Here is a 24,067-nt window from a genome sequence, read left to right as displayed (position 1 = left end):
ACAACTCTTATCTTTCACATTGTGGGCGGTGGTCGGATGAATATTGGTCTAACCCCAGCACCCCATTCACCACCCCCACCTGCCGCGCCAACCTCACCGACTCCGGCTGCCCATTCACCAACGGCTGCAACACGTTCTGCACCGCCGCCCACTGCCCATTGCGCTGCAGCGCATCCAGCCAGATCTGGTGGAAAAGATCTCTCTGCGCATGGCTGCCGCCAATCTCCACAAGCCGGGGCAGAGCCACGCCCAGCTTCTCCACGGCCGTCGCCCAGTCGCCCTGCGCATGCGCCAGCAGGCCGTGGGCGGCAGGCACGCACACCTGCTGCCACACGGTGCGTTCATGCGCCTCGGTGCGGGTGGCGGCGTGGGCGGTGATATTGTTTTGCAGCGTGCGCGCGGCCTCCATGCGCCCGGCGCGGGCCAGGCCGTAGAGGTATTGCAGGTCCAGGAAGGGCAGTACGTGGTCGGCCAGGCGCAGTGCCAGGTGGTCAGCCACATCAGCCCAGCGGTCGCCCACGTCCACGCCTGCCAGCTCCAGCCGGGCGAGCAGGGACACGGCGTTGATCTGGTCCTGGGTGTATTCCTTGACCACGCCCCAGACCTGGCTGTCGTAGAGCGCGAGCACCTCGGCATGCCGGTCCTGCTCCAGCAAAAACAGCGCCTGGTGCCACCAGTTGTGCGTGACCATGAAGGAGTTCAGGCCCGTCCAGGTGTCGCTCACGCTGGCCATGAAGTCTGTACCTTCGCGGATGCGGCCCTGGGTCAGCATGACGTGGGCCAGCGCATGGTGGGCCCAGGGCTCTTTGCGGCACAGGCTGATGGCGTGGCGTGCGGCGCTTTCGGCCTCGGGCAGGCGGTGGCATTGCTCCCAGCCAAAGGCCAGCATGCCGTGCAGGTAGGGCACCTCGGCTGCTGCGGGCAGGGCCTGGAGCGCCAGGCGCAGCATGCCGGGCGAGTCGCCCCGGTTGAACAAATGGTATTGGCCGAGCTTGAGGGAGGCGAGGTCACGCGGGTGCAGGCGGGCTTGCTCCTCGTGCAGCGCAATGGCGCGGGGCAGGTCGCCATCCACCCAGGCAGCGACGGCGGCCACAAAGCGTTGTTCACGCTCGGTAGCCTCTGTGGCGCGGGCCAGGGCCTGGTCGATGAAGGGGCGGGCGTTGCGCGGGGCGTCGGCCGACTCGGCAAACATGTGCAGTGCGGCGCAGCTGGCCTGAACGATGGGGCTGGTGTCAGCCGCCGCTTTCAGCACGTTCACCGCGCGGGCCTCGCAGGCGATGAAGCCTTCTACAAAGTCATTCAGCGCTGTCGCGCTGGTGGCGTCGTGCAGCGTGATGGGGTTGCCCAGGCTGTCGGTCATGCGGGTGTGCGTGGAGGATGGCATGGGGCATTGTTGGGTCGCTGGGCTCAGCCGCCGTTGATCAAGGTCAGGTAGGCGTTGCGGGTTTCGGCCGAGACGGAAGCGACGAGCTGTTCGTGCGGCGTCTGGTGCCGCGCCAGCATGCGGGCGCTGGCCACGGTTTTGGACTTGCAGTACCAGTGGCAGGTGTGCTGCATCAGAAACAGCTCGGCCGTCATCATGTAGGCGCGGTCCTTGGGCGACAGGTGGCTGGTGTTCTGCACCACATGGGCAATGCCGCGCGCGTGGATGGCGAGCGCTCGGCGCACGTCAAAGGTCATGGCGGGCAGCAGCTTGTCGGCAAATGGGATTGGCACGGAGAGCCGGCTGACGCGGGCGTGGGCTTCGTCCACCTTGGCAAAGTCGGCGGCAAAGCGGCTGAACTGCTCGCTCAGCTGCGACTCGGTGGTGCTTAGCAGGCTCCAGATCTGGCTGCGGCGCTCGTCGGTGCTCTCGCCCAGGGCGCGCAGGTAGCCGTCGGTCAGCGCCTCCATCAGCTTTTCGATCTGGTAGTTGGCCAGGTGTTTGCCCAGCAGTGCAATGCGCTTGCGCTGCTCTTTGGCATTGAGCATGAAGGTGCCGGTGGCGATGAGGATCGCCAGGATGATGATGTCCATGCGGTGGTGGGGTGGTGGTTGGTAGGGCGGGGGGCTCCAGCGGTGGTGCCAGCGTCAGAGCATGCCCCCAAGGTTACCAACAACAGCGCACGACAGACGCAGGGTTATGCCGCAGGCGGCTGGGGCCATGCGCGCTGGGGTTCGCGGATCAGCTCGAAGGCATGCGCAACCTGCAGCACGCCCAGGTCGTCAAAGCGCGCACCCGCAATCTGCAGGCCGATGGGCAGACCCGCGCGGGTGTACCCGCAGTTGACCGAGGCCGCAGGCTGCTCGGACATGTTGAATGGCACGGTAAAGCCGATGTGTTCCAGCGGGCGCAGCGGGTCGTTGGTGGGCGAGGGCAGCTCGGCCTGGAAGGCGACGTTGGGCGCCACGGGCGAGATCACGTAGTCGAAGGCACTGCAGGCCTTGACCGTGTTCACCCGGGTCAGGTGGAACTGGTGGCTGGCGTTGAAGACTTCGGTGCCGCTCATGCTGGCAGCACTGTCGGCCCAGGTGCGGATGTAGGGCAGCACCTTGTCGCGCCGCGCCGCAGGCAGGGCCTGCAGGTCGATGTGCGAGCGCATGCGCCAGAAGTGGTCCATGCCGTCGAGCATGGCTTGGGTCATGAAGGGCACCATGGGCACGATGGTGGCGCCAGCGGCTTCCATGAGTTTTGCGGCGCGCTCCACGGCGGCCTTCACTTCGGGCTCCACGGGCAGGCCGCAGCCTGCATCCAGCAGCAGGCCTATCTTCAAACCTTGCAGGCCGCGCGGGCGCTCGGCCAGTTGGTTGAACTGGCTCCAGGCGATGTCCTGGTAGGGCAGGCTCATGCTGTCGCGTGCGTCGGGCTGGCTCAGCACCTGCATCATCAGCGCGGCGTCGGCCACGGTGCGGGTCATGGGGCCGGCGGCGCGGCCTGTGTAGGGCGGGTCAATCGGGATGCGGCCCAGGCTGGGCTTGAGGCTGAAGATGCCGCACCAGCTGGCAGGCAGGCGCAGCGAGCCACCAATGTCGGTGCCGATGTGCAGCGGGCCATAGCCCGCAGCGGCCGCCGCGCCGCCGCCAGCGCTGGAGCCGCCCGGGCCCTTGCTCACGTCCCAGGGGTTGCGCGACAGCGGGTGAAAGGTGGACAGGCCGGATGACAACATGCCGTAGTCGGGCATGGTGGTCTTGGCGACGATGACGGCACCTGCCTCGCGCATGCGGGCGGCGGGGGGGGCGTCAGCTGCGGCGGGCACCAGCTCGACGGCGGCTGTGCCCAGCGGGGTGGGGTCGCCTTCGGTGGCAATGTTTTCCTTGATGGTGCTGGGCACGCCGTCGAGCAGCCCCTTGGGCTCACCGCGCAGCCAGCGGGCCTCGGAGGCACGGGCCTGGGCTAGGGCGGCCTCGGGGCGCAGCAGGTAGGTGGCTTTGATGTGGGGCTCCCACCGTTCAATGTGGGCCAGCACGGACTGCGTGACCTCGACCGGTGACAGCTTGCGCTGGCGGTAGGCGGCAATCAGGTCGTGGGCGGGCAGGTCGTGCAGTTCGGTCATGGCGGGGTGGGTGGTCGCCGTAGCGATGTTTATCAATAAAAAAGGCTGCAAGCGCTAGTGGATCAAGCGCTGGCAGCTATTGTTTTAGGAGTCTTGACTCCTGCACGCGCCGCGTTGCGGCGCGTGGCTGTCAGGACCAGGACAGCGCGGAGATGTCGTTCACGAACACGGGCATGTCTTTCCACAGGCCCTTGAGGTTCTTGTTGGCCACCGTGATCCACTGGTTGGAGTACAGGAAGGCGTGCACCGCATCGTTGGCCAGCAGGCGCTGCGCATCGCCCAGCAGCTTGGCGCGGTCGGCAGGGCGGGCGGCGTTCTTGATCTGGCTGAACAGGTCGTTGAACTTGGGCGAGTTGTAGGCCCAGTAGTAGTCGGGCTTGGCAAAGTTGCCCAGGTCAAAGGGCTCCACGTGGCTGATGATGGTCAGGTCGTAGTTCTTGCTGCCGTAGGTGCCGCTGAGCCACTGCGCCCATTCCACGTTCTGGATCTTGGCGATGATGCCGACCTTGGCCAGCTGGGCAGCCACCACCTCGCCGCCCTGGCGGGCGTAAGGCGTGGGGGGCAGCGTCATGGTCAGCTCCAGCGGTGTCTTGATGCCGGCCTCGGCCAGCAGCTTCTTGGCCTTTTCAGGGTCGTAGGGGTTCACGCCCGTGGTGTCCACATAGCCAAACGCGCCGGGCACGTAGTGGCTGCCGATGGGTGCGCCGTAGCCGTCGCCCGCGCCTTCGATCACGGCCTTGCGGTCAATGGCTGCGGCAATGGCGCGGCGCACGCGCACGTCGTCCAGCGGCTTCTTGCCGTTGTTGATGGCCACGATGGTTTTGGCGCGCGAGCCGCTGACCACCACCTGGAACTTGGGGTTGGCCTTGAACTGCGCCACGCTGCGCGGCGTAACGCGCGGGAAGGCGTCCACGTCACCGGCCAACAAGGCAGCCACCTGGGCAGCCGGGTCGGAGATGAAGCGGAAGGTGGCGCGCTTGATCTTGAGCGCCTTGGCGTCGCGGTAGTCGGCCCAGGCGGTCAGCACCACCGATGAGCCCTTGTTCCAGGCCTGCAGCTGGTAAGGGCCGGTGCCCACGGGCTTGTTGGCGTTGGTGTCGGCGCTCTTGGGCTCCACGATGATGGAGGTGGCCTGGCCCAGCACGAACAGCAGGTCGGGGTCGATCTCCTTGTTGAGCAGCACCACGGTGTAGTCGTCCACCACCTGGGTGGTGATGCCGGCAAAGGTGCGCTTGTCCTTGTTGGTGCTCTTCTCGCCACCTGCGCGGTCGTACGAGAACTTGACGGCCGCAGCGGTGAAGGGCTCGCCGTTCTGGAACTTCACACCACGGCGCAGCTTGAAGGTGTAGGTCTTGAGGTCGGGCGAGACCTCCCAGCTTTCGGCCAGCAGGGGCGACACGCTGCCGTCGGGGTTGATCTTGGTGAGCGTCTCGAAGATGTTGTACTGAACGATCTCGGCGATGGCGGAGGCTGCACCGGCGGTCGGGTCCAGGCCTGGGGGCTCCAGCGTCATCGCCAGCGTCACCGCATCTTTGCGGCCTTGCGCCAGGGCGCCAAGCGAGGTGGTCAAGGGCACAGCGGCGATGGCGCCAGTGGCAAGGACGGTACGGCGGTTCAGCATGTTCGGACTCTCCAGACAAAAAACCAGACAACAACCATAGAGACCCCCGGTGCAATTTGTTACCGGGGAGGAAAGAAGCTTTTTACACCATCACACCTGCATGTGGTTATGCGGTTTTTGCCGTTGCCGCAGTCGCTGCAGCGGCGGCAGCTGCACGGCGTGCCCGTGCCCGGCCGGGCAGCACCTGCGGCACGGCACCCACCAGCGACTGCGTGTACGGGTGCTGCGCGTTGCGGAACAGCTCGCCCGGCGAGCCGCGCTCCACGATGCGGCCCTGGTACAGCACCACCACCTCGTCGCACAGGTGGTTGACCACCGCGAGGTCATGGCTTATGAGCATGTAGGTGATGCCGAACTGCTGCTGCAGGTCTTGCATCAGGTTCAGCACCTGGGCCTGTACCGACACGTCGAGCGCGCTCACGGGCTCGTCGGCCACGATGAGGCGCGGCCGGGTGATGAGGGCGCGTGCAATGGCAATGCGCTGGCGTTGGCCGCCCGAAAATTCGTGCGGGTACTTGCCCAGGTCGTTGGTGCGCAGACCCACTTGCGACAGCACCTGGGCGGCCTGCTCGCGCTGCTCGGCGCGCGTGGTCTGGCCTTGCGCCTGCAGTGGTTCGGTCACGATGCGCTCCACGGTCTGGCGCGGGTCCAGCGATCCGTACGGGTCCTGGAACACCATCTGAAAATCGCGGCGCGCCTGGCGCAGCTGCTCGGCGGGCAACTGGTGCAGGTTGCGGCCCAGCAGCTCCACCGTGCCGGAGGTGGGCGCATCCAGCGCCATCACCAGCCGTGCCAGGGTGGACTTGCCCGAGCCCGATTCGCCGACTATGCCGAGGCTGCGGCCAGAGGCAATCGAGAAGTTCACGCCGTTGAGCGCATGCACCTTGCCCGGCGGGCGAAACAGGTGCTCGCGGGGCAGTGTGTATTCGCGCACCAGGTCGGTCACCTGGAGCAGCGGCGCGGTGGCTGGCGCGCCAGTGGTGTGGGGTGCCTGGGTCATGCAGCCACCTCGATGACGTTCACCACATCCGCACTCTGCGCCTCGGCAATGGCTTCGCGCCGCAGGCAGCGCACCAGGTGGTCGCCGTCGGTATCGGTGGCCACCAGCGTGGCCTCGGGCTGCTTGTGGTGGCAGTCATCCACCGTGTAGCTGCAGCGCCCTGCAAACGGGCAGCCAGCGGGCAGGTCCACCAGCTCGGGCACCGTGCCCGGAATGGTGGACAGGCGCGGGCGCTCGCCGGGGGCATGCACGGCACCCAGGTGGGGCCGGGCGGCGAACAGCCCGCGTGTGTAAGGGTGGGCCATGGCCGAGAAGACCGAGGCAGTGGAGCCGCTTTCGACCACGCTGCCGCCGTACATCACCATCATGCGGTCCACGTTCTGCGAGATCACCCCCAGGTCGTGCGAGATGAGGATCAGCGCCATGTTGCGCTCGGCCACCAGGTCGCTGATGAGGTCCAGGATCTGCTGCTGGATGGTCACGTCGAGCGCCGTGGTGGGCTCGTCGGCGATCAGCAGGTCGGGCCCGCAGGCCAGCGCCATCGCAATGGTGATGCGCTGGCGCTGCCCGCCCGAGAACTGGTGCGGGTAGGCGTCAAAGCGCTGTGCGGCGTTGGGGATGCCCATGCGGTCCAGCAAGGCAATCGCTTCGGTGCGTGCGGCTGCTGCATTCATGCCCCGGTGCAGGCGCAGCGGCTCCGCCACCTGGCGGCCAATGGTGTGCACGGGGTTCAGGGCCGTCATGGGCTCCTGGAACACCATGCCAATGCGGTTGCCACGCATCTTGCACATCTGTGCATCGGTGCGGCCCACCAGCTCTTGCCCATCAAAGCGGATGCTGCCGGTGACCCGTGCACTCTCGGGCAGCAGGCCCATGAGCGACATGGCAGTGATCGACTTGCCGCAGCCTGATTCACCGATCAGGCCCAGGGTTTCACCGCGCGCCAGCGAAAAGCTCACGCCGCGCACGGCATCGGCGGGGCCCCGGTGCGTCTGCAGGCGGATGCGGAGGTTGGAGACTTCTAACAGAGACATCGTGGAATGCAGGTGGTCTTCGGTGCGGAGCTGTCAGCGTTTGCGGGAGAGGCGGGGGTCGAGCAAATCGCGCAGCCCGTCGCCCAGCAGATTCAGCCCAAGCACCGCCAGCGCAATCGCCATGCCGGGCCACACCGCCAGCAGCGGGGCCTGGAACATCAGCGTCTGTGCCTCGCTGAGCATGCGGCCCCAGGAGGGCTGGGGCGGCTGGGTGCCCAGGCCCAGGTACGACAGGGCGGCCTCGGCCAGGATGGCGATGGCGAATCGGATCGACACCTGAACGATCAGCACCGATGTGATGTTGGGCAGCACATGCTCAATGGTGATACGCCAAGGCCCCTTGCCGCAGGCACGGGCCGCGAGAACGAACTCCCGGCCCCAAATCGCATTTGCCGATGCACGCGTTAGCCGCGCGAAGTTTGGGATGTTGTAGATGCCAATGGCGATGATGGAGTTGACAATACCCGCGCCAAACACTGCCGTGAGCATGATGGCAGAGAGAATGGCAGGAAACGCGAAACTGAAGTCGGAAAGTCGCATGATGAGCTCTTCCACCCACCCACGCTTGGCGGCGGCTAGCAGCCCCAGCGCTGTACCGATGGTGAGGCCGATGCCGACTGCGATCACGCCCACGAGGATTGAGCTGCGCGCCCCGACCAGCAGCAGCGAGGCTACGTCACGGCCAAAAGCATCGGTGCCGAGCCAGTGCTTTGCAGAGGGGCCGGCCAGCTTATTGGCCAGGTCCATCTCGTAAGGCGACCAGGGGGTCCACACGAACGATAGCAGCGCGGCCAGGATCAACAGCAGCGACAGGACCGCTCCGATAACGAAGCTGCGGTGACTCAACGCGCGGTGAAGCCAGCCGGGTGCGGAAGACGAAGAGGAGGGGGAGACGGAGGCGCTCATGGATGGATCAGATGTCGGAGGCCTTCACGCGGGGGTCGATCACGGCGTAGAGGATGTCCACGACGAAGTTCACGATCACCACCATGGCGGCGAGCAGCATCACGCAATTGCGCACCACGATCAGGTCGCGGTTGGAGATGGACTGGAAGATCAGGCGCCCGAGGCCGGGCAGATAGAACACGTTCTCGACCACGATGGTGCCCGCAAGCAACTCTGCAAATTGGAGTCCCATCACCGTGACGACCGGGACCATCGCGTTACGTAGCACATGGCCCCACAGCGCAGCGCGCTGCGTGAGGCCCTTGGCGCGGGCGGTGCGTACAAAGTCTTCACGCAGCACCTCCAGCACGGCCGAGCGGGTGATGCGCGCGAGGATGGCAGCCTGCACCACGGCCAGCGCAATGGCGGGCAACAGCAGGGCTTTGAGGGCTTCTAGCGTGCTGCCGCCAGCGTCTTCCGTCCAGCCCGGAAAGCCGCCGGCCGAGAACCACTGCAGCTTCACCGAGAACAGCAGGATCAGCAGGATGGCGAACCAGAAGTTGGGGATGGCAATGCCGATCTGCGCAAGCCCCATCACGCCCACGTCACCCAGCTTGTTGTGGCGCGCGGCGGCGTACACACCGGCGGCCAATGCCAGCACCGTGGTGATCACCATGGCCATCAGGGCCAACGGCACGGTAAGCGCCAGGCGCTCCAGCACCAGGTCGAGCACGGGCGAGCTGTAGGCGTAGCTGTCGCCCATGTTGCCCACCACCAGGCCGCTCACCCATTGCCAGTAGCGCAGGCTGGCGGGCTGGTCCAGACCCAGCTTGGTGGCCAGAGCCGCCACCGCATCGGGAGAGGCATCGGGACCCATCAGAATCTGCGCGGCATTGCCCGGCAGGATTTCCAGCACCAGGAACACGACGATGGAGGCGCCAATCAACGTGGCCAGGAGGGTGACAAACCGCTTGAGAAAAAACAGGCCCATGGGTGGGGTGCGTTGGCAGGTGGGTCAGACGCAGGGGCGTCAAAATTAATGTGTATACACAGCATAACGGTAAAAACATCCCCGTCGGCGGTGGTGGGTTGCAGTGTGGCACGCAAGGCACATGCCACCGGCGCGGGATAATACGGAGCATGAACTGCGCCGCTCGCTCCGTTGCCCCTGTTTTTGGCCCCGTGCACTGGGAGGCTGTATGGCGCTGATGATTACGGACGAGTGCATCAACTGCGATGTGTGCGAGCCCGAGTGCCCCAACCAGGCGATCTACCTGGGGCAGGAGATCTACGAAATCGACCCGAACAAGTGCACGGAATGTGTGGGGCATTTCGACGAGCCCCAGTGTGTGCAGGTCTGCCCTGTGGCCTGCATCCCCGTGAACCCGCAACACGTGGAAAGCCGTGAAACCCTGTGGCAGAAGTTTCAGCGGCTGCAGGCGTCTGCGCCGACGTAATTTGAATCCAATCGGCCGATTGCGCTAGTGAATCATATCTGGAATGCTATTGAATAGATAGCAGAATTTGCTGCGTAACGGCTGAGTGTGATGGTGGCCCTTCAGTCCTCGACGGGCCGAGGGGGCTTGGGGCGGGGCGGTTTGGTGGTGTGGATGAGCAGCGTGGCCTTTTCCATGTCCCCCGCCAACAGAGCGGGGTAGGCCTTGAGCGAGTGGGCGATGCTGTCCTCGATCAGCGTGCGCTGGTCTGGTGACGGTTTCTTGAGCACCCAGTTGGCGACTTCGCTCTTGACGCCCGGATGGCCGATACCGATGCGAAGGCGCCAGTAGTCGGGCGATCCCAATTGTCCGTGGATGTCGCGCAGGCCGTTGTGTCCGGCATGGCTTCCGCCGCGCTTGAGCTTGACCTGGCCGGGGGCAATGTCCAGCTCATCGTGCACCACCAGGATTTCCTCGGGCAGGATCTTGAAGAAGCGCGCCAGCGAGGCCACGGACTTGCCCGAGAGGTTCATGAAGGTCTGCGGCTCCAGTAGCCATACGTTCTGGCCATGCACCGTGGTGCGCGCCACCAGCCCGTGGTAGCTGCGCTCGGGCACCAGCGTAGCCTTGAGTTCGCGCGCCAGGGCATCAATCCACCAGAAGCCGGCGTTGTGCCGCGTGTCTTCGTAGTCCGGCCCGGGGTTTCCCAGGCCTACAAACAGCTTGATCATGTGCGGGATTATCGGTGGCTGGGGTGGGGGCAGGCCGTCGGGAGGGCTGTGGCTGCCTGAGGATGCAGTCGGCGAGATAGAGGTGCGGCGTGAAAAGTGCGCTACACCAATGAAAACGGCCCACACGAAGTGGGCCGTTTCGTGGTCAACACCGCAACGCGGGTTGACCGGGTGAAGTGATCGGGGTCGTGGACCGACGAATTACTTCTTGCCCTTGCCCTTGCCCTTGGCATCGGCTGCAGGAGCGGCGTCAGCAGGGGTCTCAACCACCACGACGGGAGGCACAACAGACACCAGCACGGGGTTGTTGTTCTGGCCGCCACGGACCTTGGCCACCACGCCCTTGGGCAGCTTGATGTCCTTCAGGTGCAGGGAAGCACCCTTTTCCAGCTTGGACAGGTCCACAGCGATGAATTCGGGCAGGTCCGAAGGCATGCAGGTCACGTCCAGTTCGTTCACGACGGGGTTGACCATGCACTTGTCCACCTTGACGGCGTTGGACTCTTCAGCACCGCTGTAGTGCAGTGGCACCTTCAGGTGCAGCTTGGTCTTGTCGTCCACGCGCTGGAAGTCGATGTGCAGCACCAATTGCTTGTAGGGGTGGTATTGCACGTCACGCAGCACGACCTTGGACGTAGTGCCAGCCACTTCCATATCCAGCACGCTGGAGTGGAACGCTTCCTTCTTGAGGGCGTGCCACAGAGCGTTGTGGTCCACCTCGATCAGTTGGGGCTCTGCAGCACCACCGTACACGATGCCAGGCGTCTTGCCCGAATTACGCAGACGGCGGCTCGCACCCGTACCCTGCTTGGCGCGCTCAAAAGCGACGAAGTTCATAGTTAGCTCCTGAAAAGGACAGACCGCGACCAGTCATATCCCGATTAAAAAAGACCTGTGACGCCACTGTGGCGGCAGGCCTGCGCATTGCTCTCGAACAGACAAGCCTCCCTAAGGAGGCCTGCGTGCAATCCGACTGCAACGCTCCCGGGGGAGCGCGTCAGAACAGGTTGTCCTGGTCCGAGAACAGACTCATGACCGACTCACCCTTGGCAATGCGCTGGATCGTTTCGGCGATCAGCGGGGCCACGGAGAGTTGGCGAATCTTGGAACATCCCTTGGCGTTATCGCTCAGCGGGATGGTGTTGGTCACCACGACTTCATCGAGGGCTGTGCCCTTGGCGATGCGTTCGATGGCAGGGCCCGAAAAAATGGGGTGCGTGCAGTAGGCGTACACGCTCTTGGCACCACGCTCCTTGAGCACTTCGGCCGCCTTCACCAGCGTGCCGGCGGTGTCGATCATGTCGTCCATGATCACGCAGTTGCGGCCTTCGATTTCGCCGATCACGTGCATGACTTCCGACACGTTGGCCTTGGGGCGGCGCTTGTCGATGATGGCCAGGTCGCAGCCCAGCTGCTTGGCCAGTGCACGTGCACGCACCACGCCTCCCACGTCGGGGGAGACGACGATCAGGTCTTCGTAGTTCTTCTGGCGCAGGTCGCCCAGCAGCACTGGCGACGCGTAGATGTTGTCCACGGGAATGTCAAAGAAACCCTGGATCTGGTCAGCGTGCAGGTCCATGGTCAGCACGCGGGCCACGCCCACGGCTTGCAGCATGTTGGCCACCACCTTGGCCGTGATCGGCACACGGGTAGAGCGGGGGCGACGGTCCTGGCGGGCGTAACCGAAATAGGGGATCACGGCGCTGATGCGTTCAGCCGATGCACGCTTGAGCGCATCGACCATGATCAGCAGTTCCATGAGGTTTTCGTTGGTGGGTGCGCAGGTAGACTGCACCACGAAAACGTCACGTGCACGCACGTTTTGCTTGATTTCGACGGTGACTTCACCGTCAGAGAAGCGACCCACGTCAGCCGCACCGAGGGTGGTGCCGAGGTGTTGGGCAATTTCAGCTGCCATGCCAGGATTGGCATTGCCGGTGAAAACCATGAAGTCGGGGTGGTTGGCTTGCATGAGCGTCCCAGCAGTCTGAAATAAAAGCCCGTACGCGGAAAGCGTTTGGCAGGGGAAGAAGGATTCGAACCTTCGCATGCCGGAATCAAAATCCGGTGCCTTAACCAGCTTGGCGACTCCCCTACACAGGTCAATTGCCGAAGGCAACCAACCTTAAATTTCTCCTGATGCCCAACCTGCCAGAGGATGAATCATCAGATTTTCACATGCCTTCACTTGCCAGCCCTCTGGGGCTCCGCTCAGGTCGACTGCATGTGACATCTGCGCAAACACTGCACTGCCTGAGCCTGTCATTCTGGCTTTGAGACCGCGATCGTTGAGCCATTCAATGGCTTGCGAAACATCCGGGCAAAGGGCCTGAGCAACCGGCTGCAAGTCATTTCGACCGAAGTCAAAGTGTGCTGCAGCAAAGCCTAAGATTGTAGCACTATCTGAATCGCGTTTCAAACTTGGTGACGAAAAAATTTCTTTTGTCTCCAAACCTGCAGCGGGCTTCACGATCACAAAGCTCGCTTGCGGCAGCTGGCGCGCTTTCTCAAGCGGCATGATTGTCTCACCAATTCCCTCCACCCAAGCGTTGTGACCGCATAAAAAAAACGGAACATCTGCACCCAGTTGCAAACCGATCTTGGCCAACGCATGTCTTGGCAGGTTGAGTCCCCACAACCGGTTCAATGCGAGCAGCGTGGTTGCGGCATCAGACGAGCCTCCTCCCATGCCCGCTTGTGCAGGCACGCGTTTCAGGATGCTGATGTGCGCACCCTCGCTGCAGCCCGTGGCGGCTTGCAGCGCGCGAGCTGCACGAACCGAGAGATCCACTTCGGGCAGTGCCATCGACAGGTCTTCCCGCGAAATCAACCCATCGGCTCGGCGCTCGAAGTGCAAGGTGTCGCACCAGTCCACAAGCATGAACACGGACTGCAGCAAGTGGTAGCCATCCGCACGGTGCCCGGTAATGTGCAGAAAGAGATTGAGCTTGGCCGGGGCCGGCACGTCATACAAGGCTTGCATGGGGAGGTGGTACGAGGTGGTGCCGTGCGAACGGTGCTGCTGGCCGTCGCAGAGGGCAGGCCGTCAGGGAGTCAGTGCAATGCGCAGCGTGGCGGTGGGCTGTGGATCGTCACGGCGTGCCGTCAGCCGTCCGTCGGCAATGCCGGTGAGGTCAGCTTGCCACCCCGTCGCACTGGCCTGGGTGCCCTTGAGCCAGCTAAACAGGGCGGTCACAGGAATGCGCGTACCGGTCACATCCTGGAGCAGCGTGTCGAGGGAATCAGAGGTGCGGGTGTCCTGGCCGCTGACCAGTTGCGCATGCCCATCCTTCCAGTCGAGTTGCGCAATGCGATTGCCGAAAGGGCTGAGCAAAACGAGTCCGCCGGCCTGGGCGGTGCCGCGCAGCTCAAACATGGCGGAAAAAGACTGCGAAGCCTGCCCGTCAATCTGAAGTGCGATGCGACCGTTCCAGCTGTTTTCCTCCGCAGGGGCTGATGGCATTGGCTGCGCACAGCCCGCAAGCCATAAGGCACACAACACCAGCCAGCCCCTCCATCGATGGAGAAGCGTTCCGGTCAGTGGGCTGGCGATGGTGCCAAACAGGCCTGGCATCAGAGGGAGGCTCCGAGGCGTTTCAGGGTCTCTTTGAGGGTGTCGTTGTCGGGGCTGGCGCGCTGTCCTTCTTTCCAGACGCGCGTTGCGCCGTCCTTGTCACCCATGCTCCAGAGAACCTCACCCAGATGTGCGGCTATCTCCACGTCGGGCCGGGCCTTGAAGGCCGCTTCGAGGTGCTTGCGCGCGTCGGCCTTGTTGCCCAGGCGGAATTCCACCCATCCCAGGCTGTCCATGATGAAGGGGTCGTTGGGGGCAAACTGCAGGGCCTTCAGGATGAGCTGTTTGGCCTCGTCCAGCCGCACGCCCCGGTCCGCGAGCGAATAGCCGAGGGCGTTGTAGGCGTGGTGGTAGTCGGGCTGGCGCGCGATCACCTGGCGCAGCAGCTGTTCCATGGTGTCGGGCTGGCCAGCCTTTTCGGCAAGCATGGCCTGGTCGTAGACCAATTCCGCATCGTCCGGAGCTATGGCCACCAGTTCCGTTTGCACTTTGTAGGCTTCCTGGTACAGGCGTTGGTCGCGCAGCAGCTGTACTTCGGCCATGAGTTTCAGGCGGTGGCTTTCCGGGGAATTGCCTGGCAAGCTGCGCAACAAGGCCCGCGCCTGGGTGAGCTTGCCCTGGCGTGCCAGCAATGACGCTCGACGCGTCTGTGCACCAAAGACTTCCTCGGCGTTGTCGATGCGTGCGAGCCAAGCTTCTGCGCCCGCAAAGTCTTTCTTTTTCTCGGCAATCTGTGCGTGCAGCAAGTACGCCTGCGTGAGACTCTTTCGCCGCAGGTCGGCATCGGCGGACGTTGAGGCAAGCTCCATGAACCGCTGCAGCGACGCCTCAGCAGCGGGCAGCCGGTTGTCTTGGTATTGCAGAGTGGCCGCCACCAGCCAGGCCTCCGTCAGATCAGGCTTTTCCTTCGTGACGGTTTCCAACTGGCGACTGGCCTCTGGGTAGCGCTGCAGGCCCAGCAATACCCGGGCATACGCCATGCGCAGGTCCGGGATGGGCTGCTTGGACAGGGTTTGCGTCACGATGGGCTCCGCGTCCAGCAGGCTTTCGTCCATCAGCTCCAGCGCCAGTCGGGCGGCACTTTCGCTGGCATTGTCCAAGCCCTGCGCCCTGCGTGCCGCGTCCAGCGCGCCGGCCTTGTCGCCCGCAGCAAGTCTCACGCGGCCCAGCGATACCCAGGCCTCGGGCCCGGTGGCTGGATTGGTGAGTTCGTTGACCAGGGCTTGTTCCACCACTTTGGCGGCCAGCGCTTTGTCACTCGCACGTCCATACAGTTGCGGCAAGGAGGCCAGCGCAGAAGCCTTGGACCGGGGAGAGGCCTGTGCGAGTTCCTGGCGCAGCAATTCCGGTGTTTCGGCGATGCGGTTCAACGCGATCAGGATTTGCAGCACATATTGATTGGCCTCGCGCGACTGGGGCAGGGCTTCCTTCCAGGCTCTGGCGGCAGCCAGGGCGTATTCGCCCGATCGTGACTGCAAGGCAATGTCAGCGGCGCGTTGGTAAAGCTGACCATCCGCACTACGGCGCGCGGCCTCCAGCATGAATGCGTAGCCGGCGCCTGGGTCCCCGGTTCGCGCACTGATCTCGCCCAGGAAGATTTCGTAGAACAGCTCTGCGTCCAGCGTGGGGTTGGAAGCCACTGAAGAGGAGGACTCGCTCGGGGGGCGGCTTTCGCCGGCGGGCTTTTGGGCCCAGGCAGAGTGGGCGGCGGCCGCAATCACAGTGGCCAAGGCGACGGTACGAAAGCTGTGGGATAACACCATCGGGCCATAATAATCCATGCCTGTTAAGCCGTTGCCCGGTTGTTTGTATGCCTGAGTTGCCTGAAGTGGAAGTGACGCGGCGCAGTTTTGCTAACGCGATCACTGGAGCCCGGATCGAGGCGGTGGTGATGGGCAAGCCCTTGCGATGGCCTCTGGGTTGCGACCCGCAATTGCTGGTGGGTCAGCAAGTGGTCGGATTGCGTCGGCGGGGCAAGTACCTGTTGCTGGATATGGAGCAAGGCCTGCTGCTTCTGCATCTGGGCATGTCCGGCAGCCTGAGGTTTGCTACTGACATGCCGGAAGCGGGCCCGCATGACCATTTTGACCTCGTCACCAACCGTGGCACGCTGCGCCTGCACGACCCACGCCGATTTGGCGCGGTGGTCTATGCGCCATCAGATGATTCGCCCGTGGCCGCGAAGCTGCTGGGTGGGTTGGGCATGGAGCCCTTGTCAGAAGAGTTTCTGCTCCCGACTTTTCAGGCGGGACTCAAGAAAAGCCGGATGCCCATCAAGCAATTGCTTCTGGCGGGACGCTTGGTGGTGGGGGTGGGGAATATCTATGCCTCCGAGGTGCTTTTCTTGTCTGGCATCCGTCCCACTACTGTGGCTTCCCGCATCGGCGCTGCCCGGGTCCAGAAGTTGCATCAGGCCATTCGTTCCGTGCTGGCCCGCGCTGTAGAAATGGGGGGGAGCACACTGCGCGACTTTTCGAATGCCGATGGAATGGCGGGCCACTTTCAGACGGCCGCGAATGTGTATGGCCGCGATGGTCAGCCATGCCACGCCTGTGGTACAGCCATCGAGCTGATTCGCCAGGGACAAAGAAGCACTTACTTCTGCCGGCAGTGTCAACGCCCCTAGGTGCCGTCGTCCGATCGGCGGTTTGTGACAGCTGGCGGACGGTCGATGCTATATTTTGTATATACCTGCCTCGCGGGCCATCCATAGATCTCTGGGAGCAAAGTGGGACCTTCATTCAACGAACAGTTTGACCAGCATGGCGTCTGGCGACGGGAGTTCGCCCAGCAGCTCAAGCGGCTGGCCGATTGGATGGCCACGCATGACCTCATGGACGCAGCGGTGCAAGAGCGCCTACAACGCCTGGAGGAGCAGGTACGCAGCGACAAGGTCATGGTGGCGTTTGTGGCGGAGTTTTCGCGCGGTAAGTCAGAACTGATCAATGCGATCTTTTTTGCTGACTACGGCCGCCGCATCATGCCTGCCAGCGCTGGCCGCACGACCATGTGCCCCACCGAGCTGGGTTACGACGCCAATGTGGCGCCCAGCTTGCGGCTGCTACCCATTGAAACCCGGCTTCAGATGCAGAGTCTGGCGGAGTGGCGCGTCAAGGCAGACCGCTGGCACGAGATTCCCCTGGACGTGGGCAACGCGGACCAGATTGCCAAAGCCCTCGAAAAAGTGGCGGAGGTGCGCAAGGTCAGTTTGGACAATGCGCGTGCGCTGGGTTTCTGGCATGACGATCTGACGGACGAGAATCCTGTGCCCGATGCGCAGGGCATGGTGGAGGTGCCCATGTGGCGCCACGCCATCATCAATATCCCTCACCCTCTTTTGAAGCAAGGGCTGGTGATTCTGGACACGCCCGGCCTGAACGCCGTGGGTGCGGAGCCGGAGTTGACCGTCAACCTCATTCCCCAGGCACACGCGGTAGTGTTCATCCTGAGCGCTGATACCGGTGTGACGCGCTCGGACCTCTCGATCTGGCGTGAGCACCTGGCCATCTCAGCAGAGAGCGTGGAAGCGCGTTTGGTGGTGTTGAACAAGATCGATACGCTCTGGGACACGCTCAACACCGCCGAGCAAGTCCAGTCGCAGATGGAGCGGCAGTGCGCGACCTCGGCGGAGATGCTTGGTGTGTCTCTGGATCGTGTGGTGCCGGTATCGGCCCAAAAGGGCTTGGTCGCCAAGATCACCGCGGATGACGTATTGCTGGAAACCAGTGGACTCCCCGCGCTGGAAGAGGCCCTGGCCAAAGGCATCATGGGCAGGCGCCAGTCCATATTGCGCGCTGCTGTGGCCACAGGCGTGGCGAGCCTGCGCACCGAAACGTCGCGGGTCATCAACATTCGGCGGCGGGACCTCGATGACCAGATGGCAGAGCTTCGCAGCCTGCGGGGCAAGAATGCATCAGTGATCGAATCCATGCGCCATCGCATTGAGCAAGAGCAGCGTGAATTCGACCTCAGTACCGCCAAGATTCAGGCGGTTCGCGCGGTTCATCTCAAGTTGCTGCGTGATGTGTTCCAACAGCTGGGCGCCAAGGCTCTCAAGGCAGAGCTGGCCGAGCTGGCCCAGACGCTGCAGCAAAAAGGGCTCAAGCTCGGCGTCAAGAAGATATACGTCCAGACCTTTGACAAGCTGCGAGGCACCTTGGACAAAGCGCAAGCCTCTGGAACCGAGATCCAGGCCATGCTGAGCGGGACCTTCCGGCAGCTCAATGCCGAGTTCGGTTTTTCCTTGCAGGTGCCTACGCCGCCACAGCTGGAGCATTTTGCGCAAGACCTGCACCAAATCGAGCAGAGCCATTTGCAGTACCTGGGCATGAGCAATGCGCTCAAGCTGGCGCAACCCGAGTTTGCCGAGCGTCTGGTGCGCGCTTTGGCGATGCGTTTGCGTACGGTCTATGAGTCGGCCGCCAACGACCTGGAACTGTGGAGCAAATCCGCCACCGCGCAATTGGACGCGCAGCTGCGGGAGCGGCGGCGCAGCTTCGCTCGTCGCATGGAGGCGGTAGATCGTATCCAACAGGCTGCCAGCGGGTTGGTGGAGCGGATCTCCGAGATTGAAGCTGGCGAAGAAGAACTTGGACAGCTGGAGCGTAAGCTCCACGAGCTCACCTCCAAGTTGGTGGCTCTGCCAGGGGCTACACCCGCATTGACTGACGCGCATCCGGTTTCTGCATGAGTGCTGAATCCCGAGAGGGTGTGGCCGAGCGGGTAGTCGCTTGGCAGGCGGTACATGGGCGTAACCATCTGCCCTGGCAGCAGACCCGAGATCCCTACCGGGTATGGCTGTCGGAGATCATGCTGCAGCAAACCCAAGTCACCACGGTACTGGACTACTACACGCGCTTTCTGGACCGATTTCCTGATGTGAGTGCCCTAGCGGCAGCCCCTCAGGACGAAGTTCTGGGATTGTGGAGTGGCTTGGGTTACTACAGCCGTGCACGCAACCTCCATCGCTGCGCCCAGCAAATCATGACCGACCATGGCGGTGCCTTCCCGCGAACGGCATCGGTGCTGGCGTCATTGCCGGGCATCGGGCGTTCAACCGCCGGCGCCATTGCAGCATTCTGTTTTTCAGAGCGCGTACCCATTCTGGATGCCAATGTGCGGAGGGTCCTGACGCGTCTGCTGGGCTTTGACAAAGATCTTGCCTCTGCCAAGAACGAGCGCCTTCTATGGGAGCATGCCGATGCGCTGTTGCCTGTGCGCGATCTCAATGTGGCGATGCCCCGTTACACCCAGGGCTTGATGGACTTGGGGGCTTCCCTGTGCACGCCTCGCGCTCCAAAATGCTCCGATTGTCCTTTGTCTGGCGATTGCGTCGCTTTCAAGGAAGGCAATCCTGAAAGCTATCCCGTCAGAACCAGGAAAATGTCACGCCGGGCCGAATCCTGGCAATTGGCGATTCTGCGCGATGGCCAGGGCCGCATCTGGCTGCAGCGCCGCCCTCCAACAGGGATCTGGGCGGGAATGCACTGCGTACCCGTCTTCCCTGACCTGGAGTCCCGAGATACTTTTGTGAATAGCTTGGGGGGCAATGAGCAATTGGTGCAGCAAGAGCTGCAGCCCTTCGTACATGTGCTGACGCACCGGGACCTGTACCTTCATCCCCTGTTGATACAGGCTAACGGGATGATCGCCCTAGCAGAAGAGGGGGAGTGGCTGGGGCCAGACCAATGGTCTTCGGTGGGGTTGCCGGCGCCTATTCGCAAGTTGCTGGACACCACGCAATCTACCCTTTGGTAGGTGCGCATGTCGCTCCAGCGAATGTCTGTGCCGCCTTCGCCAGCGCCGAGATCCCGTTACTCATGCTGCGCGCAGGTTAGCGCGTAGCAATCAGGCGCCAGCGTAAGAGTCAGCGCCCGTCCAGTTCGCGGTGGCGCTTCAGCGCGGTCCACCGGTCGCTGAAAGCCTGGGCCAGTCTTTCGACCAGATAGACAGAGCGATGTTGCCCGCCCGTGCAACCGATGGCTACCGTGACGTAGCTTCGGTGGTTGCGGTCCAGCATGTCCAGCCAGTGCGTCAGAAACTGTTCAATGTGCGCTCGCATCAGAGCCACGTCCGGCTGCAGATCCAGAAAATCAGCCACAGGCTGGTCCAGTCCTGTGAGATCCCGAAGGGCCGCCTCATAGTGCGGGTTGGGCAGCATGCGCACGTCGAAGACGTAGTCGGCATCCATGGGAATGCCGCGTTTGAACGCAAAGGACTGGAATACCAAGGTCAATTGCCCTTGCGCCGTGGACATCAGACCTTTGACATAACTTTGCAATTGGGAGGCGCGGATGGTGCTGGTGTCGATCACGTGCGATTGTTCGCGCAGCTCTGCCAGCAACTCCCGCTCCAGCTCAATGATCTGGACCAACGCCCTGCGCCCTTGCTGGAGATCGTCGTGCGACAAGGGATGGCGGCGGCGCGTTTCGGAGAAACGCCGCACCAGGGTATCAATCGTGGCATCCAGAAAAAGGGATTTCACGGCCACGCCCTGGCTGCGCAAACGGCTCAATTCCTGAGGCACCTGGTGCAGCGAGGTGGCGCTGCGGACATCCACTGCAATGGCTACGCGGTTGCCATGGTGTTTGTGTTCCAGCGCTACGAAGGCTGGCAGCAGTTCGGGTGGCAGGTTGTCTACGCAGTAGTAGCCAGCATCTTCCAGTGCATGCAAGGCGACGGATTTTCCAGATCCCGACATGCCTGTGATGACAACGATCTCAAGAGCCATCAGCGTTTCCTAGCGGCAGAGGAGGAGACAGAGGAATCCAAAGGTGGGGTAGGCGCTCTGGCCAACGTCGGAACAGCAGTACCCAACATTTCGCGCGCGTGCGCCAGTGTGGTCTCGGTAGCGCGCTCGCCACCCAGCATGCGAGCGATTTCTGCCACGCGTTCATCTTGCTGCACAACCAGAACCGTGCTGGTTGTGCCCTGAGCGCTCTTGTTTTTCGCCACCTTGAGGTGGTGATGCGCACAGGCTGCCACTTGCGGCAGGTGGGTCACCGCTAGCACTTGCCGATCTCGCCCCAGCTGTTGCATCAGCCTTCCTACGGTTTCGGCGACTGCTCCACCCACGCCGGAGTCCACCTCGTCAAAAATGAGCGTAGGTGCTGCTCCCAACTCGCTGGTTGTGACCGCAATGGCGAGCGAAATGCGAGACAGCTCGCCGCCCGATGCGACCTTGCCGACGGGCTTGGGTGTCATGCCGGGGTGCCCTGCAACCAGGAACACGACATCGTCAATCCCATCGGATGAGGGCTCTGCCGCCTTGCTCACTGATACCTCGAATTTGCCACCCTCCATGCCGAGTCCCTGCATGGCCTGAGAGATGGAGGCTGAGAGTTTGGGGGCCGCTTTGGCGCGTGCCATAGAAAGCGTGCGCGCTGCTGCCTGGTATGCCTTGGCGCTGGCCGACTCGCTGGCTTGCAGCCTGTCAAGATCGGTCGCAGCATCAAGCTCATGCAGGGATGCTTTCCAGTCCTTGAGCAGCACGGGTAGCTCTGCAGGAGGGCGTTTGTACCGGCGTGCCAGTCCCATCCACTGGGACATGCGCTCGTCCAGCTCCGTCAGCCGTTGCGGGTCGATGTCTGCATGGCGCAAGTAGCTGTGCAGCGAATGCACTACATCGGTCGTCTGCGCCAGGCTCGACGCCAAGATATCGGCCAGATTGGCGAACTCTGGCTCAATATGTTCCTGAGCTTGAAGAAGGGCATGCGCGCGGGTCAATGCGGAAACAGCTCCACCTTCGTCTTCCTGCAAGGCCTGAAGCGTCCCCTGCGCTGCGTCCAGCAGGGCCTGTGCATGGGACAGGCGTTTGTGTTGAGCGTCGAGTTCCTCCCACTCGTCATCACCGGGCCCCAGCTTGTCCACTTCGCTGATTTGCCACTGCAGGCGCTCGCGCTCTTGCTGTAGTGTGGCTTGTGCGGCGCGCGCCTGTTGCAATGCTTTGAGGTCCGCGCGCCATTGCGCCCAGCGGGATGCTGTGTCCCGGGTGTTCACACCGGCGAATGCGTCAAGCAAGCCTCGCGCCGACTCTGGTCGGGTCAGGCTTTGCCACGCGTGCTGACCGTGGATGTCGACAAGCATCTCACCCAGCGAGCGCAACTGGGAGGCTGTGGCAGGGGTGCCATTGATCCACGCGCGGCTCTTGCCCTGCGTGTCGACGGTGCGGCGCAGCAGCAACCGATCATCCGCTTCAAACCCTCCTTCATCCAGCCAGGGGCGGGCGTGCGCGGGACAGTCAAATTCCGCGCAAATGTCGGTCTTGTTGCATCCCTCTCGCACCACCCCAGCATCTGCACGTGCCCCCAAGGCCAGTTGCAATGCGTCGATCAGAATGGACTTTCCTGCACCTGTCTCCCCGGTCAACACGGTGAAGCCATTTCGCAAATCCAGTTCCAGCGTTTGTACGATCACGAAATCGCGCAGGGTAATCTGCCGCAACGCCATGGTCAGGAGCCCCCTTCATTCCAGCGCAGCTTCTTGCGCAGTGTCGCGAAGTAGTTCCAGCCCTGCGGGTGTAGAAAACGTACGCGGTGTTCCGACCGTTTGACGAGGATGCGGTCGCCATGCAGCAAGGATGCGAGAGACTGCATGTCGAAGTTTGCGCTGACATCGCGCCCGCTCACCACTTCAACGGCTACTTCCGCCGCATCGGAGAGCACGATGGGGCGGTTGGACAGCGTATGGGGTGCGATAGGAACCAGCACCCAACCTGGGATGGAGGGGTGAAGCATCGGGCCTCCTGCGGACAGCGAATAGGCTGTCGATCCGGTGGGGGATGCAATGATGAGACCGTCGGCCCTCTGGTTGGCCACAAACTGTCCACCCACTTCCACGCGCAGCTCCACCATGCCTGAAGTTGCGCCACGGTTGACGACCACATCGTTCATGGCAAGGGCTTCAAACACCACACGCTCATCGCGAACCACGGTTGCGTGCATCAGTGGCCGCTGGTCTTCTTCGTAGGCCCCTCGCAGCATGGGCGGCAATGTGGTCTGATAGGTGTCGAAAGGAATGTCGGTAATAAAACCAAGTCGGCCCTGGTTGATGCCGATCAGTGGCGTTCCAAAACGGGCCAGGCGGCGACCAATCCCCAACATCGTCCCATCACCCCCGACCACCAAGCCCAGATCGCACCGCGCACCGATCTGGTCTACATTCAAAGATGGATAGTGTGTCAGTCCGGTATTGCTGGCGGTTTCTGCTTCCAGCGCAACCTCACATCCCTGGCGCTCCAAGAAATGTGCAATGTCTTCCAAAGCCCTGCGCGAGCCATCACCGGAGGCGCCTGCAGCTGAAGTCTGGTACTTGCCTATAAGTGCGACATGGCGGAAATTGGACGTCATCACGAAATTACATCATTAAAAATGGCCGCCGAGTGCGTGGGGCAGAATTCGGCCAGGAGCAGTCGGTGACGCCGAGCGGAAGCTGACGTTCAGCGCGAAGGTAGCAAGGTATCCGAAGCAATCCTGTCGTTCGGACAATTCAGCAATACCGTCACTAGCACTTGAATTCGCCCGCGACTGAAACAGTCCAATTGCCAACACCCTTCTTGGCCTCGACTGGATAGCAACGCTTGTTACGCGTAAGCGTGAAGTTTGCTTGCCCGGAAATGAGGCCCTCTGAAAAGTGATACGAGCCAAGCATTGTCAGGGTTGGCGCTCCACCTTCTGAGCCGAAACGAGTGCTTATCTCACGCTGCGCAATTGCAAATACCTCGGAGTTTTCGATCATTCGTTTTCCAGCCATGGAGACAAAAATCACCATGACGGAGATAAGAACTACGGTAACGGCAAGCTTTCTCCACATTGCGCGGTCTAATGCAATGTATCCCGCAGAGCCTGCGGTATGAGCTTAGCAATGAAGGGTATTCGAGACACAGATTAGTCTTGAGAGGTACTCGCAACCTGGGGGCCAGACGCTGATCTTTGCAAATAGTTGAGAGTAGAAGTTCCAAGCAATCGACGAACCTCAACCAGACCAACTATACCTTTCAAGCGCGCAGGACTAGGCTTTCCAGCGGCACGTCTCGTGCTCCAATCAAGCCGTTTCTGGGTGATTGACCGCTTTAGGGAACGGGACACACTGACAGCTCAGGGCCCGCTAGCGTCCCTCGCCGTGGGGCAGAATCCGGCCAGGAGCAGTCGGTGGCGTTTGACCAAAGCAGACGTAAAGTGGGCTGCTGCCGGTTCCGTTGACACCGACCTAAGCTTCTTGAGCTTTCTCGAACTGTACGGGACTGAGATAGCCGA

Annotated in this window: 21 protein-coding genes and 1 tRNA gene; 4 read left to right on the top strand and 18 right to left on the bottom strand. The window is 62.6% G+C overall.

Going from position 1 to position 24,067, the window contains the following annotated elements:
- Positions 1-7: 7 nt before the first annotated feature.
- From ACT531_RS19610 to ACT531_RS19575, 8 genes are all read right to left on the bottom strand, one after another.
- Positions 8-1,384: a tetratricopeptide repeat protein gene (locus tag ACT531_RS19610; RefSeq protein WP_476018511.1), complete on the bottom strand. Its 1,377-nt coding sequence runs from the start codon at positions 1,382-1,384 to the stop codon at positions 8-10.
- Between the two features lie 23 nt (positions 1,385-1,407).
- Complete coding sequence (locus ACT531_RS19605; RefSeq protein WP_015012762.1) at positions 1,408-2,016, bottom strand: hypothetical protein; 609 nt, start codon at positions 2,014-2,016, stop codon at positions 1,408-1,410.
- Between the two features lie 104 nt (positions 2,017-2,120).
- Positions 2,121-3,533, bottom strand: coding sequence for an amidase (locus tag ACT531_RS19600; protein WP_476018510.1), 1,413 nt, complete (start codon positions 3,531-3,533; stop codon positions 2,121-2,123).
- 130 nt (positions 3,534-3,663) lie between these two features.
- Entirely contained in the window at positions 3,664-5,154 is a 1,491-nt protein-coding gene (locus ACT531_RS19595) for an ABC transporter substrate-binding protein (RefSeq protein WP_476018509.1), read from the bottom strand.
- Positions 5,155-5,260: 106 nt separating this feature from the next.
- Positions 5,261-6,154 (bottom strand): ATP-binding cassette domain-containing protein, encoded by an 894-nt coding sequence (locus ACT531_RS19590; RefSeq protein WP_056060458.1) that lies wholly within the window; start codon positions 6,152-6,154, stop codon positions 5,261-5,263.
- Positions 6,151-7,188 (bottom strand): ABC transporter ATP-binding protein, encoded by a 1,038-nt coding sequence (locus ACT531_RS19585; RefSeq protein WP_476018508.1) that lies wholly within the window; start codon positions 7,186-7,188, stop codon positions 6,151-6,153. The genes ACT531_RS19590 and ACT531_RS19585 overlap by 4 nt, the downstream gene beginning before the upstream one ends.
- A gap of 33 nt (positions 7,189-7,221) precedes the next feature.
- Positions 7,222-8,094 carry an ABC transporter permease gene (locus ACT531_RS19580; RefSeq protein ID WP_108499514.1) on the bottom strand — a complete coding sequence of 291 codons (873 nt, stop codon included), beginning with the start codon at positions 8,092-8,094 and terminating at the stop codon, positions 7,222-7,224.
- A gap of 7 nt (positions 8,095-8,101) precedes the next feature.
- The gene (locus ACT531_RS19575; protein WP_476018507.1) at positions 8,102-9,064 is read right to left on the bottom strand and encodes an ABC transporter permease; all 963 of its coding nucleotides are present in this window, start codon (positions 9,062-9,064) and stop codon (positions 8,102-8,104) included.
- A 208-nt stretch (positions 9,065-9,272) separates the two neighbouring features.
- Between ACT531_RS19575 and ACT531_RS19570 the strand changes: the two genes are divergently transcribed.
- Positions 9,273-9,530, top strand: coding sequence for a YfhL family 4Fe-4S dicluster ferredoxin (locus tag ACT531_RS19570; protein WP_295937503.1), 258 nt, complete (start codon positions 9,273-9,275; stop codon positions 9,528-9,530).
- A gap of 101 nt (positions 9,531-9,631) precedes the next feature.
- On the opposite strand, the gene pth is transcribed toward ACT531_RS19570, so the two are convergent.
- From pth to ACT531_RS19535, 7 genes are all read right to left on the bottom strand, one after another.
- Positions 9,632-10,240, bottom strand: a complete 609-nt coding sequence (pth, locus tag ACT531_RS19565; RefSeq protein ID WP_015012770.1) for an aminoacyl-tRNA hydrolase — start codon at positions 10,238-10,240, stop codon at positions 9,632-9,634.
- A gap of 201 nt (positions 10,241-10,441) precedes the next feature.
- Positions 10,442-11,077 carry a 50S ribosomal protein L25/general stress protein Ctc gene (locus tag ACT531_RS19560; protein WP_015012771.1) on the bottom strand — a complete coding sequence of 212 codons (636 nt, stop codon included), beginning with the start codon at positions 11,075-11,077 and terminating at the stop codon, positions 10,442-10,444.
- 160 nt (positions 11,078-11,237) lie between these two features.
- Positions 11,238-12,212: a ribose-phosphate pyrophosphokinase gene (locus ACT531_RS19555; protein ID WP_015012772.1), complete on the bottom strand. Its 975-nt coding sequence runs from the start codon at positions 12,210-12,212 to the stop codon at positions 11,238-11,240.
- Between the two features lie 46 nt (positions 12,213-12,258).
- Positions 12,259-12,335 (bottom strand) — tRNA-Gln (locus ACT531_RS19550).
- Positions 12,336-12,365: 30 nt separating this feature from the next.
- A complete protein-coding gene (gene ispE, locus ACT531_RS19545; RefSeq protein ID WP_476018506.1) occupies positions 12,366-13,223 on the bottom strand; it encodes a 4-(cytidine 5'-diphospho)-2-C-methyl-D-erythritol kinase in 858 nt (285 codons plus the stop codon).
- A 63-nt stretch (positions 13,224-13,286) separates the two neighbouring features.
- A complete protein-coding gene (locus tag ACT531_RS19540; RefSeq protein ID WP_476018609.1) occupies positions 13,287-13,703 on the bottom strand; it encodes a lipoprotein insertase outer membrane protein LolB in 417 nt (138 codons plus the stop codon).
- A gap of 110 nt (positions 13,704-13,813) precedes the next feature.
- Complete coding sequence (locus tag ACT531_RS19535; RefSeq protein WP_476018505.1) at positions 13,814-15,595, bottom strand: tetratricopeptide repeat protein; 1,782 nt, start codon at positions 15,593-15,595, stop codon at positions 13,814-13,816.
- 29 nt (positions 15,596-15,624) lie between these two features.
- On the opposite strand from ACT531_RS19535, the gene mutM reads away from it, so the two are divergent.
- The 3 genes from mutM to mutY all read left to right on the top strand — a co-directional run bounded on the left by mutM (position 15,625) and on the right by mutY (position 19,571).
- Entirely contained in the window at positions 15,625-16,440 is an 816-nt protein-coding gene (gene mutM / locus ACT531_RS19530) for a bifunctional DNA-formamidopyrimidine glycosylase/DNA-(apurinic or apyrimidinic site) lyase (protein ID WP_476018504.1), read from the top strand.
- A 102-nt stretch (positions 16,441-16,542) separates the two neighbouring features.
- Complete coding sequence (locus tag ACT531_RS19525) at positions 16,543-18,504, top strand: dynamin family protein (protein WP_476018503.1); 1,962 nt, start codon at positions 16,543-16,545, stop codon at positions 18,502-18,504.
- The gene (gene mutY / locus ACT531_RS19520) at positions 18,501-19,571 is read left to right on the top strand and encodes an A/G-specific adenine glycosylase (protein WP_476018502.1); all 1,071 of its coding nucleotides are present in this window, start codon (positions 18,501-18,503) and stop codon (positions 19,569-19,571) included. Before ACT531_RS19525 ends, mutY begins: the two co-directional genes overlap by 4 nt.
- Before the next feature lie 109 nt (positions 19,572-19,680).
- Here the strand turns inward: mutY and rapZ are convergent, their stop codons facing one another.
- From rapZ to ACT531_RS19505, 3 genes are read right to left on the bottom strand one after another with little or no spacing between them, the layout of a single operon-like run.
- Positions 19,681-20,544 carry an RNase adapter RapZ gene (rapZ, locus tag ACT531_RS19515; protein WP_110959671.1) on the bottom strand — a complete coding sequence of 288 codons (864 nt, stop codon included), beginning with the start codon at positions 20,542-20,544 and terminating at the stop codon, positions 19,681-19,683.
- Positions 20,544-22,262: a DNA repair protein RecN gene (gene recN / locus ACT531_RS19510; protein WP_476018501.1), complete on the bottom strand. Its 1,719-nt coding sequence runs from the start codon at positions 22,260-22,262 to the stop codon at positions 20,544-20,546. Before recN ends, rapZ begins: the two co-directional genes overlap by 1 nt.
- Positions 22,263-22,264: 2 nt before the next feature.
- Positions 22,265-23,161, bottom strand: coding sequence for an NAD kinase (locus ACT531_RS19505; RefSeq protein ID WP_476018500.1), 897 nt, complete (start codon positions 23,159-23,161; stop codon positions 22,265-22,267).
- Between the last annotated feature and the right edge of the window lie 906 nt (positions 23,162-24,067).

Source organism: Acidovorax sp. DMC1, from assembly GCF_056314325.1.
Note: the sequence above shows the minus strand (reverse complement) of the source record. Positions and strands in the feature narration are given on the sequence as shown.

Bases quoted from the DNA above. Each gene is read 5' to 3' on its own strand.
- ACT531_RS19535 (WP_476018505.1), bottom strand. From the start codon at position 15,595: ATGGATTATTATGGCCCGATGGTGTTATCCCACAGCTTTCGTACCGTC.
- ACT531_RS19505 (WP_476018500.1), bottom strand. From the start codon at position 23,161: ATGACGTCCAATTTCCGCCATGTCGCACTTATAGGCAAGTACCAGACT.
- ACT531_RS19605 (WP_015012762.1), bottom strand. From the start codon at position 2,016: ATGGACATCATCATCCTGGCGATCCTCATCGCCACCGGCACCTTCATG.
- ACT531_RS19590 (WP_056060458.1), bottom strand. From the start codon at position 6,154: ATGACCCAGGCACCCCACACCACTGGCGCGCCAGCCACCGCGCCGCTG.
- ACT531_RS19585 (WP_476018508.1), bottom strand. From the start codon at position 7,188: ATGTCTCTGTTAGAAGTCTCCAACCTCCGCATCCGCCTGCAGACGCAC.
- ACT531_RS19600 (WP_476018510.1), bottom strand. From the start codon at position 3,533: ATGACCGAACTGCACGACCTGCCCGCCCACGACCTGATTGCCGCCTAC.
- ACT531_RS19610 (WP_476018511.1), bottom strand. From the start codon at position 1,384: ATGCCATCCTCCACGCACACCCGCATGACCGACAGCCTGGGCAACCCC.
- recN (WP_476018501.1), bottom strand. From the start codon at position 22,262: ATGGCGTTGCGGCAGATTACCCTGCGCGATTTCGTGATCGTACAAACG.
- ACT531_RS19580 (WP_108499514.1), bottom strand. From the start codon at position 8,094: ATGAGCGCCTCCGTCTCCCCCTCCTCTTCGTCTTCCGCACCCGGCTGG.
- ACT531_RS19570 (WP_295937503.1), top strand. From the start codon at position 9,273: ATGGCGCTGATGATTACGGACGAGTGCATCAACTGCGATGTGTGCGAG.
- ispE (WP_476018506.1), bottom strand. From the start codon at position 13,223: ATGCAAGCCTTGTATGACGTGCCGGCCCCGGCCAAGCTCAATCTCTTT.
- ACT531_RS19595 (WP_476018509.1), bottom strand. From the start codon at position 5,154: ATGCTGAACCGCCGTACCGTCCTTGCCACTGGCGCCATCGCCGCTGTG.
- ACT531_RS19555 (WP_015012772.1), bottom strand. From the start codon at position 12,212: ATGCAAGCCAACCACCCCGACTTCATGGTTTTCACCGGCAATGCCAAT.
- rapZ (WP_110959671.1), bottom strand. From the start codon at position 20,544: ATGGCTCTTGAGATCGTTGTCATCACAGGCATGTCGGGATCTGGAAAA.
- mutY (WP_476018502.1), top strand. From the start codon at position 18,501: ATGAGTGCTGAATCCCGAGAGGGTGTGGCCGAGCGGGTAGTCGCTTGG.
- ACT531_RS19540 (WP_476018609.1), bottom strand. From the start codon at position 13,703: ATGCCATCAGCCCCTGCGGAGGAAAACAGCTGGAACGGTCGCATCGCA.
- mutM (WP_476018504.1), top strand. From the start codon at position 15,625: ATGCCTGAGTTGCCTGAAGTGGAAGTGACGCGGCGCAGTTTTGCTAAC.
- ACT531_RS19560 (WP_015012771.1), bottom strand. From the start codon at position 11,077: ATGAACTTCGTCGCTTTTGAGCGCGCCAAGCAGGGTACGGGTGCGAGC.
- pth (WP_015012770.1), bottom strand. From the start codon at position 10,240: ATGATCAAGCTGTTTGTAGGCCTGGGAAACCCCGGGCCGGACTACGAA.
- ACT531_RS19575 (WP_476018507.1), bottom strand. From the start codon at position 9,064: ATGGGCCTGTTTTTTCTCAAGCGGTTTGTCACCCTCCTGGCCACGTTG.